Origin of the sequence: Vibrio tarriae (genome assembly GCF_002216685.1) — a bacterium.
GTDB classification, from domain to species: domain Bacteria; phylum Pseudomonadota; class Gammaproteobacteria; order Enterobacterales; family Vibrionaceae; genus Vibrio; species Vibrio tarriae.
Genome location: NZ_CP022353.1, coordinates 16,191 through 32,725, shown reverse-complemented (window position 1 = coordinate 32,725; position 16,535 = coordinate 16,191). Strand labels below are relative to the sequence as shown.

Below are 16,535 nucleotides of genomic sequence, written 5' to 3'. Positions count from 1 at the left end.
ATTCTACAGCCATATAGACGTCTAAACGTCAATTCAGATTCAGGCAGTGACACTCGGTCACAGGGAGTACAAGATGGGATACACACACGCTGGCCATATCGACGCATTAAACCAGAACATTGCGGAACTTTCCGACATCAATGTTTCGTTTGAGTTTTTTCCACCCAGTTCACCACAAATGGAAGAAACGCTTTGGGGCTCAGTACACCGTCTGAAAACACTCCAACCGAAATTTGTTTCGGTGACTTATGGTGCCAACTCTGGTGAACGTGACCGCACTCACTCGATCATCAAAGCGATCAAAGATCAAACCGGTTTGATTGCCGCACCGCACTTGACCTGCATTGATGCCACTCGTGATGAGCTGATTCAAATTGCTGATGACTACTGGCATAACGGCATCCAGAATATTGTGGCGCTACGTGGTGATATCCCTGCTGGCGGTGGTAAGCCAGAGATGTACGCCTCCGATCTAGTGACGCTGCTCAAGTCACGCCACGATTTTGATATTTCCGTGGCCGCCTTCCCTGAAGTGCACCCTGAAGCGAAAAGCGCGCAAGCGGATCTGCTCAATTTAAAACGTAAAGTCGATGCGGGTGCGAATCGTGCCATCACGCAGTTTTTCTTTGATGTAGAGAGTTACCTGCGTTTTCGTGATCGCTGTGTGGCTGCAGGCATTGGTGTAGAAATCGTTCCTGGCATTCTGCCGGTTTCTAACTTTAAACAAGCGTCGCGCTTCGCTGCGCAAAACAACGTCAAAGTTCCGAATTGGATGGTGAAGCAGTTTGAAGGATTAGAAGACGATCCTGTGACTCGCCAGTTGGTAGGTGCAAGCCAAGCCATTGATATGGTGCGCGTGCTGTGCCGCGAAGGGGTAAAAGATTTCCACTTCTACACGCTGAACCGTGCCGAAATGACTTACGCGTTATGCCACACCTTAGGCGTGCGCCCGCAAGCGTAAGCACCGCGTCTCATCACGATCAAAAACGCCGACATCACAGTCGGCGTTTGCGTTAGGAGAATTACTCCACATCTTCCATTTTGCCCAGCAGGCTACGGATGCGCTCTTGCCATGCCGCATGCTCTTGCTGAACTTGCTGTGCACGTTGCTCAAGCACTTCACACGCTTCACGCAGCTCTTGCGCTTCATTTTGCAGCTGTTGTTTTTCTTCTTTGAGCTCTTCAACTTCCATTTGCAGCAGTGCAATGGTGTCGACTGCAGTTTGAATTTTCGCTTCCAGTTTTTCTAATACTTCAAAAGACATGACGTTTTACCCTTGTTGATTCGGTTGAGGTGAAGTGGGCTTCACTGATTGAGTTCATTCTACTCAGCCCTGTGCACAGAAACACGCCCTAAGTTCGATCTTTTTCGCTATTCGGTTAAAAAAACCGCGCAATTTGACCCAAACTTAACTTAATGAGCTGATAAGCCCGATCCGAGCAGGCATTTTCGAGCAAACCTCGACTTTTCTTGCGCGTTTTTGATCAAAGGCAAAGGCGAATCGTCGCAAAAGGCAAACGTTTACTTGGGAGTGTGGTAGAATGCCGCGCAAAATTTCTCTCTTGGGTTTGGAGCAAAGCAAACATGAAACGCGATTTAGCAATGGCTTTTTCCCGCGTCACCGAAGGTGCCGCACTCGCAGGCTATAAATGGTTGGGGCGTGGCGATAAAAATGCCGCCGATGGTGCTGCGGTAGAAGTGATGCGCATCCTGCTCAACCAAACGGAGATCAGCGGTGAAATTGTGATTGGTGAAGGCGAAATTGATGAAGCGCCTATGTTGTACATTGGCGAGCAAGTCGGCCTGGGGGGCGATGCGGTTGATATTGCGGTCGACCCTATCGAAGGTACTCGCATGACCGCCATGGGACAATCTAACGCGTTAGCCGTGCTTGCGGCCGGTGAAAAAGGCAGCTTCCTGAAAGCGCCAGATATGTACATGGAAAAGTTGGTGGTTGGCCCTGGCGCAAAAGGCTGCATCGATCTGCATTTGCCGCTGAAAGATAACCTAAACAATGTCGCAAAGGCACTCGGCAAACCCTTAACCGATTTAGTGGTGATCACGCTTGCTAAACCGCGCCACGACAAAGTCATCGCTGAAATGCAGCAGATGGGCGTGCGGGTGTTTGCGGTGCCGGATGGCGATGTCGCCGCGTCTATTCTGACTTGTATGCCCGATAGCGAAGTGGACATGATGTACTGCATTGGTGGTGCACCAGAAGGTGTGGTCTCAGCTGCGGTGATCCGCGCGCTGGATGGCGACATGCAAGGCCGTTTGCTGCCGCGTCACCAAGTCAAAGGCGATAGCGAAGATAACCGTATTTGGGGCGCGAAAGAACTCGAACGCTGTCAACAGATGGGCGTAGAAGCCGGTAAAGTGCTGAAAATGGAAGATATGGCACGCAGCGATAACGTGATTTTCGCGGCCACCGGCATCACCAAAGGTGACTTGCTTGATGGCATCAGTCGCAAAGGCAATATCGCGACAACAGAAACACTGCTGATCCGCGGCCGCTGCCGCACCATTCGTCGTATCCGCTCGATTCACTATCTGGAGCGTAAAGACCAACAAGTGCGCGACATCATTCTCTAACCCGCGTATCTATCATATAAACAGACCCGCATAAGAAAGACCGCCTTGGCGGTCTTTCTTGTCTCTCAATACAAAGTGATGCGAGCTTAGAACAGCTCTTCAGCGACCTTGTACAGGTCTGTGCGCACTGGACGCTTCATGTTTTCAATCGCATCAATGATGTCGTGGTGAACCAGTTGTTCTTTCTGGATACCAACACAGCGACCACCGTGACCTTCCATCAATAGATGCACAGCGTAGTTGCCCATGCGTGATGCAAGTACACGGTCAAATGCCGTAGGTTTACCACCACGTTGGATGTGGCCTAATACGGTAGCGCGAGTTTCACGGCCAGTCGCCGCTTCAATCTCTTTCGCCAACTTGTTGGCATCCATCATCAGCTCAGTCAGTGCGATAATTGCATGCTTTTTGCCTTTGGTGATACCGTCTTTGATGTTAGAGATCAGCTGTTCCATATTCAGCCCCGTTTCAGGGGTGATGATGTATTCACAGCCACCCGCAATCGCAGAAGTCAGCGTCAAGTCGCCACAGTGACGACCCATGATTTCTACGATAGAGATACGTTGGTGTGAAGAAGAAGTATCACGCAGACGGTCAATCGCTTCGATAACCGTGTTCAAAGCAGTCAAATAACCGATGGTGTAATCAGTGCCCGCGATGTCGTTATCGATAGTGCCAGGCAGGCCGATACAAGGGAAACCCATTTCAGTCAGTTTTTTTGCGCCCATGTAAGAGCCATCACCGCCGATCACAACCAGCGCTTCAATACCGTGTTTTTTTAGGTTTTCAATCGCTTTTTCACGTACTTCAACTTCACGAAATTGTGGGAAGCGTGCAGAGCCTAAAAAAGTACCGCCACGGTTGATCACGTCAGACACGCTTGAGCGGTCTAGCTGTTTGATACGATCTTCATACAGACCTTGGTAACCGTCATAAATGCCATACACTTCTAGACCTGCGCCAAGTGCTGTGCGCACTACGCCACGAATAGCTGCATTCATACCTGGGGCATCGCCACCACTCGTCAAAACACCGATTTTTTTAATCATGCTCACCCTCGAACTTTGCGAATCGAATATCAATTTCTACGCCGTCTGGCTTGTAGGGAGCCAGACAGAAAAATTCAAAAACTGTGCGTAATGTTACCTTTCCCGATTAGGAATACTACTGTTATTTGCACTAAATTCTGTAAGTTTTCTACTTATGTAAGAGTATTACAGTTTTGTACTGACCCAGTGTTGATTCATGTCAGGAATGACGTTTTTTTGTTAACTTGGAGGAAAGATAGCCAAATTGACGCCTTTTGTCGCCTCACCATTGAGATTTTTGTCGCTGCTCTGCCTCAAGCACCACCGAATGCGGGTCTTGGTGGATCAAAACATCAGCACCAACAAAGTTTTCTCGCAATTTATCTTCCACCCGATCCGAGATCTTATGTGCTTCAAGCAACGAAATGTTGTCATCTAATTCCAAATGGAGCTGAATGAAGCGCACCGGGCCTGACATACGCGTACGCAGCTGATGCATACCAATCACGCCTGCAACACTGAGGCAGATCGCATGGATTTGCGCCAACTCTTCATCGGGTAATTTACGGTCGAGCAGCGTCTGCACTGCATCATGCACCATTTTAAAGGCGCTCAGTAAGATATAGAGGCCGATACCGATCGCAAAAATGGCATCCGCTTGACCCAATCCCCACCAGCTTAACCCCAGCGCAATCATGATGGCCGCGTTCATCAGCAGATCGGATTGATAATGGAGCGAGTCTGCGGCAATCGCTTGGCTGCCGGTTTTTCTGACCACATAGCGCTGAAACAGTACTAAGCCAAAAGTCACCAACATGGCGATGGCGCTGACATAGATACCTAATTCAGGAGCATTCAATTCATGGGGTCGGAAAAAGCGATCGACACCGTTGAGGATCAAAAAGCACGCGGAGCCCGAGATAAACATGGCTTGTGCCAGTGCCGCGAGCGATTCTGCTTTACCATGCCCAAACGCATGTTCATGGTCGGCGGGCTGTAGTGCAAAACGTAATACGATAAGGTTAACCACAGAGGCGGCGATATCGAGTACCGAGTCGATTAAAGACGCCAGTAAGCTCACTGACCCTGTTACCCACCACGCTGCGACTTTGACCACCAAGAGCAGCGAGGCTACCGCCGTCGCGGTCCAAGCGGCCATGGTGACCAAACGAGCGTATTCTTTTTTCATCACGCTTCCCTTTTTCTTGGGTTGTCAGACAGAAGACCGAGTATATACCCAAACGACTGAGCGTTGCAGGTGTCAGGTGGAACGAGCCTAGTCAACACTGCGCCGCTTCAAGCGGAAGAAGGAGGAGATAACCGAGAAACCAAAAACCACAAGGCAGCACTTAGGCTGCCTTGTTGAAGTAAGAGTCGTGAGTCGTTCGATTATTGATTAGCGTGTTTTTTGCCTTTGCCATGCTGGCCATCTTGCATGCATTCCGCCATTTTCTCTTGTTGCAAGGTTTGCAACTTGGCTTTCTGTTCGGCAGTCAAAATGCTCATCATTTGATGACGTTTTTCCATCATTTTTACGCGATGCGTCACTTGCTGATCTACCATCTGTTTTGCCAGATTCTCAGCGGCCGCTTGGTCAAAATCAGCCGCGAGCACCAGAGCACGCTCCTGCGCGTGCAATGCTTTCATGGCATCGTGGTTTTGTCCGCGATTAGCGCGCATCTCTTCACGACCAGTCTCACGCATCTCTTTGAGCTGGGCTTGCTGCTCAGCGGTTAAATCAAGCTGTTTCCAGATCCCACGTTCACCGCGGTCGCCACAATGTCCATCACCCTCTTTATCCCAACCGTGACCACCGTAGGCCAGTGCCGCCGTCGTTCCCAGAGTCAGTGGTAGGACAGCCGCGGCTAACATCATTTTTTTGGCAAGTTTCATCGTTCGTTCCTCTACATTTCGTTTCGTTATCGATTAGGCTGCTCTGCAGTGCTTGAACATAGATTACGACTTGCAAGGTCAAGTGACGTATAGGGAGCGTAAAGAATCGTAAAGAGCAGATTGCTCACTGACCACAGCACTTTTTTCACGGTAAACTGGAGGTAACCAAGCAATACACGAGGCAGCTATGGCACATATCCTTTTGATCGACGATGACACCGAATTGACCGGTCTATTAACCGAGGTTTTACAGTACGAAGGCTTTGAAATTTCACAAGCCAATGACGGTGAAGCCGGACTAGCCGCGGTCAGCGATGAGATCGACTTGATCCTACTCGATGTGATGATGCCTAAGCTTAATGGCATGGAAACCCTCAAGCGTCTGCGCGAAAAATGGGCAACGCCGGTTTTAATGCTGACTGCAAAAGGCGAAGAGATCGATCGGGTGATCGGCTTAGAGCTCGGAGCGGATGATTATCTGCCCAAACCTTTTAGCGATCGCGAGTTGCTGGCGCGTATTCGTGCCATTTTGCGCCGTACGCAAAACGGCCTCGCGCCTAAAAACAGCGATGTCATCGAGTGTCAGGACATTCAAGTCTACCCCGGAAAACAGGAAGCCTACTGCCAAGGACAACTGCTGGAACTGACCACCACGGAATTTGCCCTACTCACTCACTTTGTGCAGTCGCCCGGAGCAACCCTGACCAAAGAGATGCTGAGCATTGAAGTACTCGGCAAACACCTTGCGGCATTTGATCGAGCCATCGATATGCATGTGTCTAACCTGCGCAAAAAACTGCCTGAGCGGCCGGATGGCAAAGCACGGATCAAAACCTTGCGCGGTCGCGGCTACTTAATGGTTCAGGAGGAGTAATGCGTCTACCGTTACCGAAATTGAATAACCTGTATGGGCGCATCTTTGCGATTTTCTGGTTTACCATGCTGTTGGTACTGTTCGCGGTATTGACCCTACCTCATCTTGACCCGCGTAAATCGCGTGACTTATCACCCGAAACGCATCAACGTTTGCTCGAGAGCAGAGATCGCTTTGAACAGCAATTTCGCAACCAAACCGACTTAAGAGCCATTCTGTTTCAGCTCGAAGGGCCAGACAGTCAGCACCGTAAACACGATGGTCAGCCGCGTTTTTTTATCACCGATTTAGAAAGCAACATTATCACCAACTCAAAGCAGACCGATTTTCGTTTTAAAGCGATGCAAAATTTCTGCTCCAGTATTGAATCGGCTCAAAAACCGCAGCAGCGCCTGTATGGCCGTTATATGTTGGCAGGCCCGGTGCCCATTACGTTAGCTAAGCAAGATCTGCTGTTGTATGTCGGTATGCGCTGGGATGAGCCGCCGCCATTTTTGCTGCGTCTGTTTGATAAACCCTTCCAACTGTTGTTGGCAATCATGCTGGTGAGCACCCCGCTGCTACTGTGGCTGGCGTGGGCCTTGAGTAAACCGGCGCAAAATCTGGCTCAAGCCGCGCAGCGTGTCGCGCGGGGCGAATTTGTGCATGACCCGAAATTAGAGCGCGGTACGGCGGAGTTTCAGCAGGCGGGACGCAGCTTTAACCAGATGGTGGATGCGGTCAATCAGATGGTTTCTGGGCAGCAAAGACTGCTTTCTGACATTTCCCACGAATTGCGTTCACCCTTAACTCGGTTACGCATGGCCAATGCGCTGGCAATGCGTAAACTCGGCAGTAGCAGTGAATTAGAACGGATTGATACCGAAGCACAACGTTTAGAGCAGATGATTGGAGATTTACTGGCGCTCTCACGCATGCAAATCAATAGCCATTTAATGCGCGAAGTACAGCCACTGAGTAGTTTATGGGAAGAGTTGCTTAAAGATGCGCAATTTGAAGCTGAACAGATGCACAAAATGCTGACTTTTGACGCGATCCCAGAGCGAACCATCAACGGCACGCCCAAATTACTGATGAGTGCATTGGAAAACGTGGTGCGTAACGCGATTCACTACGGGCAACAGCAGATCCACGTAGCCTTTACCATTCAAGACCAGCAACTCATCGTGAGCGTCGATGATGATGGCGAAGGTGTACCCGAAGAGGAGTTGGCGGATATTTTCCGCCCGTTCTATCGCGTCTCGACAGCGCGGGATCGACACAGCGGTGGTACAGGGCTTGGTTTAGCCATCACCGAAAATGCCATTCGCCAACACAGTGGCACTATCAGCGCAAGTCGCAGTCACTTAGGAGGCTTGCAAGTTCGCTTTACTTTACCTCTGGCGAGCGCTTAACGCCGTAACTCGGGGCAGCAATATCCTCACAATCTTCAGGTTGTTAATGATATTAATTATCATTAACATAAAAGAATACCCTTGCTATCCGCCTTGCTGATAGCCAAGCGATATTCATCCAAGGAGGATACTATGCCCCATCTATTTCCCGATCTACCTTACGCTTACGATGCATTAGAACCTTATATTGATGCCAAGACCATGGAGGTGCATTACAGCAAGCACCACCGCACTTACTACGATAAATTCCTGTCTGCCATCAAGGGAACTGAGCATGAAGATAGGCCACTGAGCGAGATTTTCGCGCGCGTTTCGACCTTACCCGCGGCCGTGCGTAACCACGGTGGTGGCTACTATAACCACATTGTGTATTGGAACTGCATGAAGCCTAACGGTGGCGGCGAGCCACAAGGCGAATTGGCCGCAGAGATAGAACGTCAATTTGGCAGTTTTGCGCAGTTCAAAGAGGCCTTCTCGCAAGCGGCCGTGAACACCTTTGGCTCTGGTTTTGTCTGGCTTATCGTGCAACAAGGTCAACTGAGCATTACTTCCACCAGCAACCAAGACAACCCATTGATGGATGTGGTTGCCGTGCGTGGCGAGCCGATTCTTGCCCTTGATGTGTGGGAACACGCTTACTACATTCGCTACCAAAACCGCCGCCCTGAGTACATTGATGCGTGGTGGAATGTGGTGAACTGGGAAGCGGTCAGTGAAAACTACGCCATCGCACTCACCCAAGCTGCGTAAATCATCAGAAGGGGCTATACTCGCCCCTTCTTTATTTCATTGACCATCCGTTATGTTTGATATCGCTCTCTACGAACCCGAAATTGCGCCCAATACAGGTAACATCATTCGTTTGTGTGCCAACTGTGGCGCGAACTTGCATCTCATCGAGCCACTGGGTTTTGATCTGGAAGAAAAAAAGGTGCGCCGCGCCGGTTTGGATTACCATGATTTAGCTCGAGTGACGCGCCATAAAGATTACGCCGCGTTTATCGAATACTTGCAGCGTGAGCGAGGCTCTTTCCGCTTGTTTGCTTGCACCACGAAAACCACACAACATCATGTGGATGCCCAATTTCAACAAGGCGATGTGCTGCTGTTTGGCCCAGAAACACGCGGTTTGCCTGCCGAGCTGATTGCCAGCTTGCCCGCCGAGCAGCGGATTCGCATCCCTATGATGCCAGAAGCGCGCAGCCTAAACCTTTCCAATGCGGTAGCGATTATTGCTTTTGAAGCGTGGCGTCAAATGGGGTTTGATGGCGCACGCTAATGCACCATCAAAGTAACCGACTGACCTAAGGTATTATTTCAAACGGTGCTGGTCTTGATCGTCTTTGCGCTCAAACTCACCTTCATAGGTCGTGCCGTTTGGATTTGCACGATCGTGAAAAGGGTTGGGCTGCTCAAAACCGGCTCCACTGGCGTGGATATTGCCGACCACCACACGGCTCATCAACTGCTTCGCTAAATAAGCACGCGGCGCAGGCAGCAGTACCAGCATACCGAGGATGTCCGTGAAAAAGCCGGGGGTCAGTAACAACACACCCGCCACGGCTAACATTACCCCTTCTAAAATTTGCTGTGCGGGCAGTTGGCCTTGCGCTAGGCGCTGTTGTACGGTCAACAGCGTTTGTAAACCTTGGCTACGCACCAGCGAAGCACCAACAATTGCGGTTAACAGCACAAGGGCGATGGTCGGCCACACACCGAGCACACCGCCGACTTGAATAAACAGCGCGATTTCAATCACAGGGACTGTAATAAATAAAAACAGTAGTATCGGGAACACAATGCCTCCTTGGTTTTGGTCACGTTAACCACAACCGAGATGGCTGACAAGTCACCCAGAGAGAAAACCGACGCCAACAAACACTTTTTGTTTACCGATCGGCAATCACCCGATTGCGCCCCAAGCGTTTCGCCGACAGCAGCGCTTGATCAGCAGTGTGTAACAAATTGTCCCAATTGTGACTCATCATCGCTCCCATGGTGCACCCAGCACTGAGCGTCAACGCAATCTGTTGCCCTTGCCACATCAAGGTATGGCTCTCGACATAGCCTCGTATGTTTTCGGCCAACCCAATCACATTCGCCATGTCGTCGCATTCAAAGCAGACCAAAAACTCTTCGCCGCCCCAACGCACACAGCAAGACAGTGGAGGTAAGTTTTGCTCCAATAATCCGGCGATTTGTCGCAGCACATAGTCTCCAGCAGGATGGCCGTAGGTATCGTTGATTTGCTTAAAATGGTCGATATCAAAAATGATCAACCCCAGTAGCGTCGCAGGTGCTATCGGCTCACTCCAAGTGAAGAAACCTCGACGATTTTTCAACTGAGTCAATGGATCGATTTGCGATTGTCGCTCAGCTCCGGCAAGAGAGATTTTATAGTCATGAATATTGCGAAAAGTAATGATATGTAGATCGTCACGACAGGCGGGTTCGATTTGCGCTGATACAGAAAACCAACGCTGCACCCCATCAGCGCACATGATCAAAGCGGGCATCTGCGCAACATCTTCACCTTGCGCCCGCGCCTCATCAACGGCCTGCCGCCATTGGGCCATGATGTCATGTCGATAGTCAATTTGTGGGTAAGCCTTTTCAAACCAAGTCTCGATATTTGGGATTTGCGCAATGGTATACCCCAACTCTTTCACAAAGGCCTTATTAAAATGCAGATGTTCGCGCTCACCCTGCCCGAGCACGGAAGATTTTGAAATAATGATAGGCAGCGGAATCACATCCAGTATGCGGCTGACATATCCTTGTAGATCTTGATCCGACAACAACCTTGCTGAATCGGCACTGTTGACCATAAATCAGCTCCTTTTTCTACCGCTTTATCCCTTTATATAGTTGTAGATAAAACTCTCAGCAAATTTTCCATCAAATTGTATTAAAAGGTGATCCAGTTACTATTTTTAATATGCATTTACAGTATTATGTGCTTCGCAAGTCAGGACGGATTTCCAGCCAAAAACTCTGACGAATGGATTCTTAAATTACAGAAATGGCTATTAATTTAGTTTTTTATCAGAATAATTATCTAAGGATCCCCATATGGCTACCCTATCTGAAGCGCCTAAAACAGCGACTCCGGCTACCCGCATTGAAGAAGATCTGTTAGGTCAACGTCACGTTCCTGCTGATGCTTACTACGGTATTCATACCCTTCGCGCTGTCGAAAACTTCAACATTTCTAACGTTACGATCTCTGACGTACCTGAATTTGTACGCGGCATGATCATGACCAAAAAAGCAGCGACTTTAGCGAACAAAGAGCTGGGCGTAATTCCAAAAGATGTGGCGAACTACATCATTCAAGCGTGTGATTTGATTCTTGAAACAGGTAAGTGCATGGATCAATTCCCATCAGATGTATTCCAAGGTGGTGCAGGCACGTCAGTGAACATGAACACCAACGAAGTGATTGCCAACGTTGCACTCGAGCTGATGGGCAAACAAAAAGGCCAATACGAGTTCATCAACCCCAATGACCACGTAAACAAAAGCCAATCAACCAACTGTGCTTACCCAACGGGTTTCCGCATCGCGGTTTACAACAGCATCCTGAAAGTGATTGATGCGATTGAATACCTAAAAGGCGCATTCGAACTTAAAGCGGTTGAGTACAAAAACATCCTGAAAATGGGTCGTACTCAGCTGCAAGACGCAGTACCGATGACCGTAGGTCAAGAATTCCATGCATGGGCTGTGACTCTGAATGAAGAGATCCGTGCTCTGCAATACACTTCGAAACTGCTTCTGGAAGTGAACTTAGGCGCGACCGCGATCGGTACAGGCCTGAACGCCGCTCCAGGTTACCAAGAGCTCGCGGTAAAATATCTGGCGCAAGTTACTGGCCTAGAAACAGTACCAGCAGAAGATCTGATTGAAGCCACCTCTGACTGTGGTGCTTACGTGATGACGCACGGTGCGTTGAAACGTCTAGCGATGAAGCTCTCTAAGATCTGTAACGATCTACGTCTGCTCTCTTCTGGTCCACGTGCAGGTCTGAATGAAATCAACTTGCCTGAGCTGCAAGCGGGTTCTTCCATCATGCCAGCGAAAGTAAACCCAGTAATCCCAGAAGTGGTAAACCAAGTTTGCTTTAAAGTGTTTGGTAACGACAACACCATCACATTCGCCGCAGAAGCGGGTCAACTGCAGTTGAACGTGATGGAACCTGTGATTGCTCAAGCGATGTTTGAGTCTATATCTCTGCTGACTAACGCATGTGTCAACCTACGTGACAAGTGCATTGATGGCATCACAGTCAACAAAGAAATCTGTGAAAACTTCGTGTTTAACTCTATCGGTATCGTGACTTACCTAAACCCATACATTGGCCACCACGAGGGTGACATTGTCGGTAAGATCTGTGCCGAAACCGGTAAAAGCGTACGCGAAGTCGTACTTGAGCGCGGCTTGCTCACGGAAGAGCAACTCGATGACATCTTCTCGGTTCAGAACCTGATGCATCCTCAGTACAAAGCGAAACGTTACGAATAAATCGCTCGGTTTAAGCCCCCTTTTTGGGGGCTTTTCTCATAGCACTCAACTTAGATGATGAAAACATTATTTGAACACTCGTTGGTATCCCCAAATGCGTTACAACGAAAGCCAACAACTCAGCTACGGTAAGTCGCAAGGGAATAAGAGTGTTGAGATAATTCTTTCATCTTTAACATGAGGTAATCATTATGATTTGGGTCGAACTACTCGTCGTTCTTCTCTTTATCTTTCTGGGCGCACGGATTGGCGGTATCGGCATTGGTTTAGCCGGTGGTGCTGGTGTGATCGCCTTGTCATTAATCCTTGGCGTACCGACTAAACAAGCCTTTATTCCGGTCGATGTTATTTTGATCATCATGTCGGTGATCACGGCTATCGCTGCCATGCAAGTGGCTGGCGGTATGGATTGGCTGGTACAACTAGCGGAAAACTTCCTGCGTAAACATCCGGAAAGAATCACCTTCTATGCCCCTATTGTCACTTTCCTGATGACACTGATGGCAGGTACAGGCCACACTGCATTTTCCACTTTACCTGTGATTGCAGAAGTGGCGAAAGGTCAAGGTGTGCGTCCTTCACGCCCACTCTCGATTGCGGTTGTCGCATCACAAATTGCGATCACCGCTTCACCGATTTCGGCTGCGGTCGTGGCATTCGCAGCAATGCTGGTGCCGTTTGGGGTGGATTATTTAACCTTGCTGGCAATCTGTATCCCAACTACCTTTGCCGCCTGTATGGTCGGTGCGTTTGTTTCTAACTTTATGGGCAGCGAACTGAAAGACGATCCGATTTATCAAGAGCGTCTGGCACAAGGTCTGATCAAGCTTGCGGGTACTCAGAAGCGTGAAATTCTGCCAACCGCGAAAACCGCGACGTACATCTTCCTCACCGCGATCATTCTGGTGGTGTGCTACGCGGCGGCGATTTCAAACTCGATTGGTCTAATCGAAAACCCAGCGCTTGGCCGTAACGAAGCGATCATGACCTTCATGCTCGCAGCTGCAGCCGGTATTGTACTGCTGACTAAGATTGACGCGGCACAAATTCCAGCCGCTTCAACCTTCCGCTCAGGTATGACAGCATGTGTCTGTGTACTGGGTGTGGCTTGGCTTGGTTCAACGTTTGTCAACGCGCACGTCGATGGCATCAAAGAAGTGGCTGGTACTCTGCTGGCTGACTACCCATGGATGCTGGCACTGGTGCTGTTCTTTGCTTCTATGCTGCTTTACTCACAAGGTGCAACCACGGTTGCGCTGATGCCTGCAGCACTGGCGATTGGTGTAGCACCTCTGACCGCAGTAGCCTCTTTTGCTGCGGTGAGCGCCCTGTTCGTACTGCCAACCTACCCAACCTTGTTGGCCGCGGTAGAAATGGATGACACAGGTTCAACGCGTATTGGTAGCTATGTATTTAACCACCCCTTCTTTATTCCGGGTGTGGTCACCATTGCCAGTGCCGTTGCCTTTGGCTTCCTATTTGGCAGTCTGTTTATCTAAGATTAAAGTGCAAAATCATGGGAGCTGCGGCTCCCTTTTTTGTTGTGGTGAAACTTATTGCGCCCCTCTCGGGTCTGATTGGGTTACTATCACCAGTAAATGATTAATCACGATTTGACTCATGCGCACACTGATACTCTGTTTTTCACTGCTGTTCGCCCTGCTTACCCAACCCGCCTGGGCGCTCTTTGGTAATAACGCTGGCAATAACACAGGCACTGCAAGTTTTGCTCCGACACAAAACCGTTTTGTTCCGGTCGATGAAGCGTTTCCGTTTAATGCGTTCCAGCAAGGCTCAACCTTGTTTATCGATTGGCAAGTCAAAGAGGGGTATTACCTCTATCAAGACAGGATCAGCATCAGTGGTGAAAATCTTGAGATCGGTGAGTACTCACTGACCGAAGGTGAGCCTTATCACGATGAGTTTTTTGGTGATGTGAAAATCTACACAACACCTTTATCTGTTCCGCTGCCTTTGGTGGCTTATCAAAGCGGAGCCAAAGTGATCGTGCAGTATCAAGGCTGCGCCAAAGCAGGATTCTGCTATCCACCAGAAACACGAGTGATCGACATTACGCCATTTAACGCAGAATCAAACCGCGTTATCGAGCCTAAGACCAACACATCAACACAAGCAACACTGCCACAAACCGATAACGCCCCCACGTCTGCCCAAGATTCGCTGGCCAACAAACTGGCGCAAAATTGGTGGACGCCACTGCTGTTTTTAGCGCTTGGGGTTGGCCTCGCTTTCACTCCTTGCGTGCTGCCCATGTATCCGATTTTAACCAGTATCGTACTTGGCGGTGCCCAGCTCACCCAACGCCGCGCGCTACTGCTCAGCGTGATTTACGTGCAAGGCATGGCGCTCACTTACACCTTGCTTGGGTTAGTGGTCGCTTCGGCTGGATTGCAATTTCAAGCCGCACTACAACACCCTTATGTGCTGATGGGTTTAAGCGTGCTGTTTGTGGCGCTCGCCCTTTCCATGTTTGGTTTGTACAGCCTGCAGCTACCAAGCAGGGTGCAGACTTGGCTGAATTCATTGAGTAACGCTCAGCAAGGTGGCAGCCTACCCGGCGTGTTTGCCATGGGCGCCATCTCAGGCTTGGTCTGCTCGCCTTGTACCACTGCGCCACTTTCTGGCGCCCTGCTTTATGTGGCACAAAGTGGCGATCTGCTCACGGGCGCGGTCGCCCTGTACGCGCTCGCCATCGGCATGGGTATTCCGCTGATTTTGGTGGCCGTGTTTGGCAATAAATTGCTGCCTAAAGCGGGCAACTGGATGGAGCAAGTGAAAACCCTGTTCGGTTTTGTACTGCTCGCGGCGCCGATTTTCCTGCTTGAGCGCATTGTGCCTGAGCTTTGGTCCAGCGTGCTGTGGTCGGCTCTCGGTTTAGCGGCGTTTGGCTGGCTATACCATGTCAAAAACAGTCTGCCGTTTGGTGGTTGGAAACAGAGCTTAATTGGCATTGTCGCGATTTTAGGGCTGCTGGCTTCTGCGCAGCCCCTGCTTAATCACTGGTTGATACCGACTCAAACCGCTCAGCAGGTCAAACAGATCCAATTTACTCGCATCGCTAACCTGAGCGAGCTGCAAAACGCACTGGCAGAGGCTAAAGCACAAGGCAAACCTGTGATGCTCGATTTCTACGCGGATTGGTGCGTGGCCTGTAAAGAGTTTGAGAAATACACCTTTCACACCAAGCAAGTGGAAACCAAGCTCAGCGGCTTTGTACTGCTGCAAGCCGATGTCACTAAAAATCAGCCGCAGGATATTGAGTTACTCAAGGCGCTGAATGTGCTCGGTTTACCAACCATTGAGTTTTGGAATGCGCAAGGCGAGCCGGTACCGAATGCTCGTATTACCGGTTTTATGGCCGAGCAACCGTTTCTCGACCATCTCACGCAACAAGGTTTATAAGTTGGCGTCCCATTCGCACTGCGATGGGGCGACGCCACCGAAATCGTGTTCGCTATTCAAACTCATGCATTTAAAAAGGGATACAGTTCAGACTTTTAACGGGTAAAGATTGTTCACTGCGCTAAACAGAACAATAATTCCTATAACTGTTTGGTAAACCTGTTGTGACGTCATGGACTCGACCTACACCATCATCATTGCTGATGACCATCCCCTGTTTCGTAATGCGCTGTTTCAATCGGTGCACATGGCGATCAGCGGCGCGAATTTGCTGGAAGCGGACTCGCTGGATGCTTTGCTCACCCTACTCAATAAAGAATCAGAGCCCGATCTGCTGCTGCTGGATCTGAAAATGCCCGGTGCCAATGGCATGTCCGGTTTGATTCACTTGCGTTCTGAATACCCAGATTTACCGATAGTAGTCATTTCCGCTAGTGAAGAGCCCAGCGTGGTATCACAGGTAAAAAGTCACGGCGCGTTTGGCTTTATTCCAAAATCGAGCGACATGCGCAGCCTGATTGCCGCGCTCAATCAAGTGCTCAACGGCGAGCCTTATTTCCCCGCGCATTTACTGGTTGAGGGCTTTGTTGGCAATGACCTCGCGGAAAAAGTGGCCGCGTTGACTCCGCAGCAATACAAGGTACTTGGCATGCTGTCTGATGGCCTGCTCAACAAGCAGATTGCTTATGAATTGAATGTGTCGGAAGCCACCATAAAAGCGCATATGACGGCCATTTTCCGCAAACTTGGCGTGAAAAACCGCACTCAAGCAGTGATCTTGCTAAAAGAAATGAGCGAGTGATCCA

General features: G+C 49.7%; 16 protein-coding genes. 10 read left to right on the top strand and 6 right to left on the bottom strand.

Features of this window, described 5'->3' with window-relative positions; translation table 11 throughout:
• Positions 1-73 precede the first annotated feature (73 nt).
• Entirely contained in the window at positions 74-961 is an 888-nt protein-coding gene (metF, locus tag CEQ48_RS05615) for a methylenetetrahydrofolate reductase (protein WP_089070594.1), read from the top strand.
• 61 nt (positions 962-1,022) lie between these two features.
• On the opposite strand, the gene zapB is transcribed toward metF, so the two are convergent.
• Complete coding sequence (gene zapB / locus CEQ48_RS05610) at positions 1,023-1,265, bottom strand: cell division protein ZapB (protein WP_089070593.1); 243 nt, start codon at positions 1,263-1,265, stop codon at positions 1,023-1,025.
• A gap of 320 nt (positions 1,266-1,585) precedes the next feature.
• On the opposite strand from zapB, the gene glpX reads away from it, so the two are divergent.
• Positions 1,586-2,593 carry a class II fructose-bisphosphatase gene (gene glpX, locus CEQ48_RS05605; RefSeq protein ID WP_089070592.1) on the top strand — a complete coding sequence of 336 codons (1,008 nt, stop codon included), beginning with the start codon at positions 1,586-1,588 and terminating at the stop codon, positions 2,591-2,593.
• 86 nt (positions 2,594-2,679) lie between these two features.
• Here glpX and pfkA read toward each other — a convergent pair whose 3' ends face one another.
• The 3 genes from pfkA to CEQ48_RS05590 form a co-directional block, all read right to left on the bottom strand.
• On the bottom strand, positions 2,680-3,642 hold the full coding sequence (gene pfkA / locus CEQ48_RS05600) for a 6-phosphofructokinase (RefSeq protein WP_089070591.1): 963 nt from the start codon (positions 3,640-3,642) through the stop codon (positions 2,680-2,682).
• A 262-nt stretch (positions 3,643-3,904) separates the two neighbouring features.
• The gene (fieF, locus tag CEQ48_RS05595) at positions 3,905-4,810 is read right to left on the bottom strand and encodes a CDF family cation-efflux transporter FieF (protein WP_181710716.1); all 906 of its coding nucleotides are present in this window, start codon (positions 4,808-4,810) and stop codon (positions 3,905-3,907) included.
• Between the two features lie 200 nt (positions 4,811-5,010).
• Positions 5,011-5,514 (bottom strand): CpxP family protein, encoded by a 504-nt coding sequence (locus CEQ48_RS05590; RefSeq protein ID WP_089070589.1) that lies wholly within the window; start codon positions 5,512-5,514, stop codon positions 5,011-5,013.
• A 187-nt stretch (positions 5,515-5,701) separates the two neighbouring features.
• On the opposite strand from CEQ48_RS05590, the gene CEQ48_RS05585 reads away from it, so the two are divergent.
• The 4 genes from CEQ48_RS05585 to trmL all read left to right on the top strand — a co-directional run bounded on the left by CEQ48_RS05585 (position 5,702) and on the right by trmL (position 9,061).
• Positions 5,702-6,388 (top strand): response regulator, encoded by a 687-nt coding sequence (locus CEQ48_RS05585; protein ID WP_033931425.1) that lies wholly within the window; start codon positions 5,702-5,704, stop codon positions 6,386-6,388.
• Positions 6,388-7,782: an envelope stress sensor histidine kinase CpxA gene (cpxA, locus tag CEQ48_RS05580; RefSeq protein ID WP_089070588.1), complete on the top strand. Its 1,395-nt coding sequence runs from the start codon at positions 6,388-6,390 to the stop codon at positions 7,780-7,782. The genes CEQ48_RS05585 and cpxA overlap by 1 nt, the downstream gene beginning before the upstream one ends.
• Positions 7,783-7,914: 132 nt before the next feature.
• On the top strand, positions 7,915-8,532 hold the full coding sequence (locus CEQ48_RS05575) for a superoxide dismutase (protein WP_001120291.1): 618 nt from the start codon (positions 7,915-7,917) through the stop codon (positions 8,530-8,532).
• Between the two features lie 52 nt (positions 8,533-8,584).
• Positions 8,585-9,061, top strand: coding sequence for a tRNA (uridine(34)/cytosine(34)/5-carboxymethylaminomethyluridine(34)-2'-O)-methyltransferase TrmL (gene trmL / locus CEQ48_RS05570; protein ID WP_000459569.1), 477 nt, complete (start codon positions 8,585-8,587; stop codon positions 9,059-9,061).
• Positions 9,062-9,094: 33 nt separating this feature from the next.
• Here the strand turns inward: trmL and CEQ48_RS05565 are convergent, their stop codons facing one another.
• Together CEQ48_RS05565 and CEQ48_RS05560 are read right to left on the bottom strand one after the other, a co-directional pair.
• A complete protein-coding gene (locus CEQ48_RS05565; protein ID WP_089070587.1) occupies positions 9,095-9,580 on the bottom strand; it encodes an FxsA family protein in 486 nt (161 codons plus the stop codon).
• A 91-nt stretch (positions 9,581-9,671) separates the two neighbouring features.
• Positions 9,672-10,610 carry a GGDEF domain-containing protein gene (locus tag CEQ48_RS05560; RefSeq protein WP_089070586.1) on the bottom strand — a complete coding sequence of 313 codons (939 nt, stop codon included), beginning with the start codon at positions 10,608-10,610 and terminating at the stop codon, positions 9,672-9,674.
• A gap of 244 nt (positions 10,611-10,854) precedes the next feature.
• Here CEQ48_RS05560 and aspA point away from each other — a divergent pair, with 244 nt between their 5' ends.
• From aspA to CEQ48_RS05540, 4 genes are all read left to right on the top strand, one after another.
• On the top strand, positions 10,855-12,306 hold the full coding sequence (gene aspA, locus CEQ48_RS05555) for an aspartate ammonia-lyase (RefSeq protein WP_089070585.1): 1,452 nt from the start codon (positions 10,855-10,857) through the stop codon (positions 12,304-12,306).
• Between the two features lie 191 nt (positions 12,307-12,497).
• A complete protein-coding gene (locus CEQ48_RS05550) occupies positions 12,498-13,805 on the top strand; it encodes an anaerobic C4-dicarboxylate transporter (RefSeq protein WP_001914178.1) in 1,308 nt (435 codons plus the stop codon).
• A gap of 121 nt (positions 13,806-13,926) precedes the next feature.
• The gene (locus CEQ48_RS05545; protein WP_089070584.1) at positions 13,927-15,729 is read left to right on the top strand and encodes a protein-disulfide reductase DsbD; all 1,803 of its coding nucleotides are present in this window, start codon (positions 13,927-13,929) and stop codon (positions 15,727-15,729) included.
• Between the two features lie 172 nt (positions 15,730-15,901).
• A complete protein-coding gene (locus CEQ48_RS05540; RefSeq protein ID WP_055029175.1) occupies positions 15,902-16,531 on the top strand; it encodes a response regulator in 630 nt (209 codons plus the stop codon).
• The last annotated feature ends 4 nt before the right edge of the window (positions 16,532-16,535 follow it).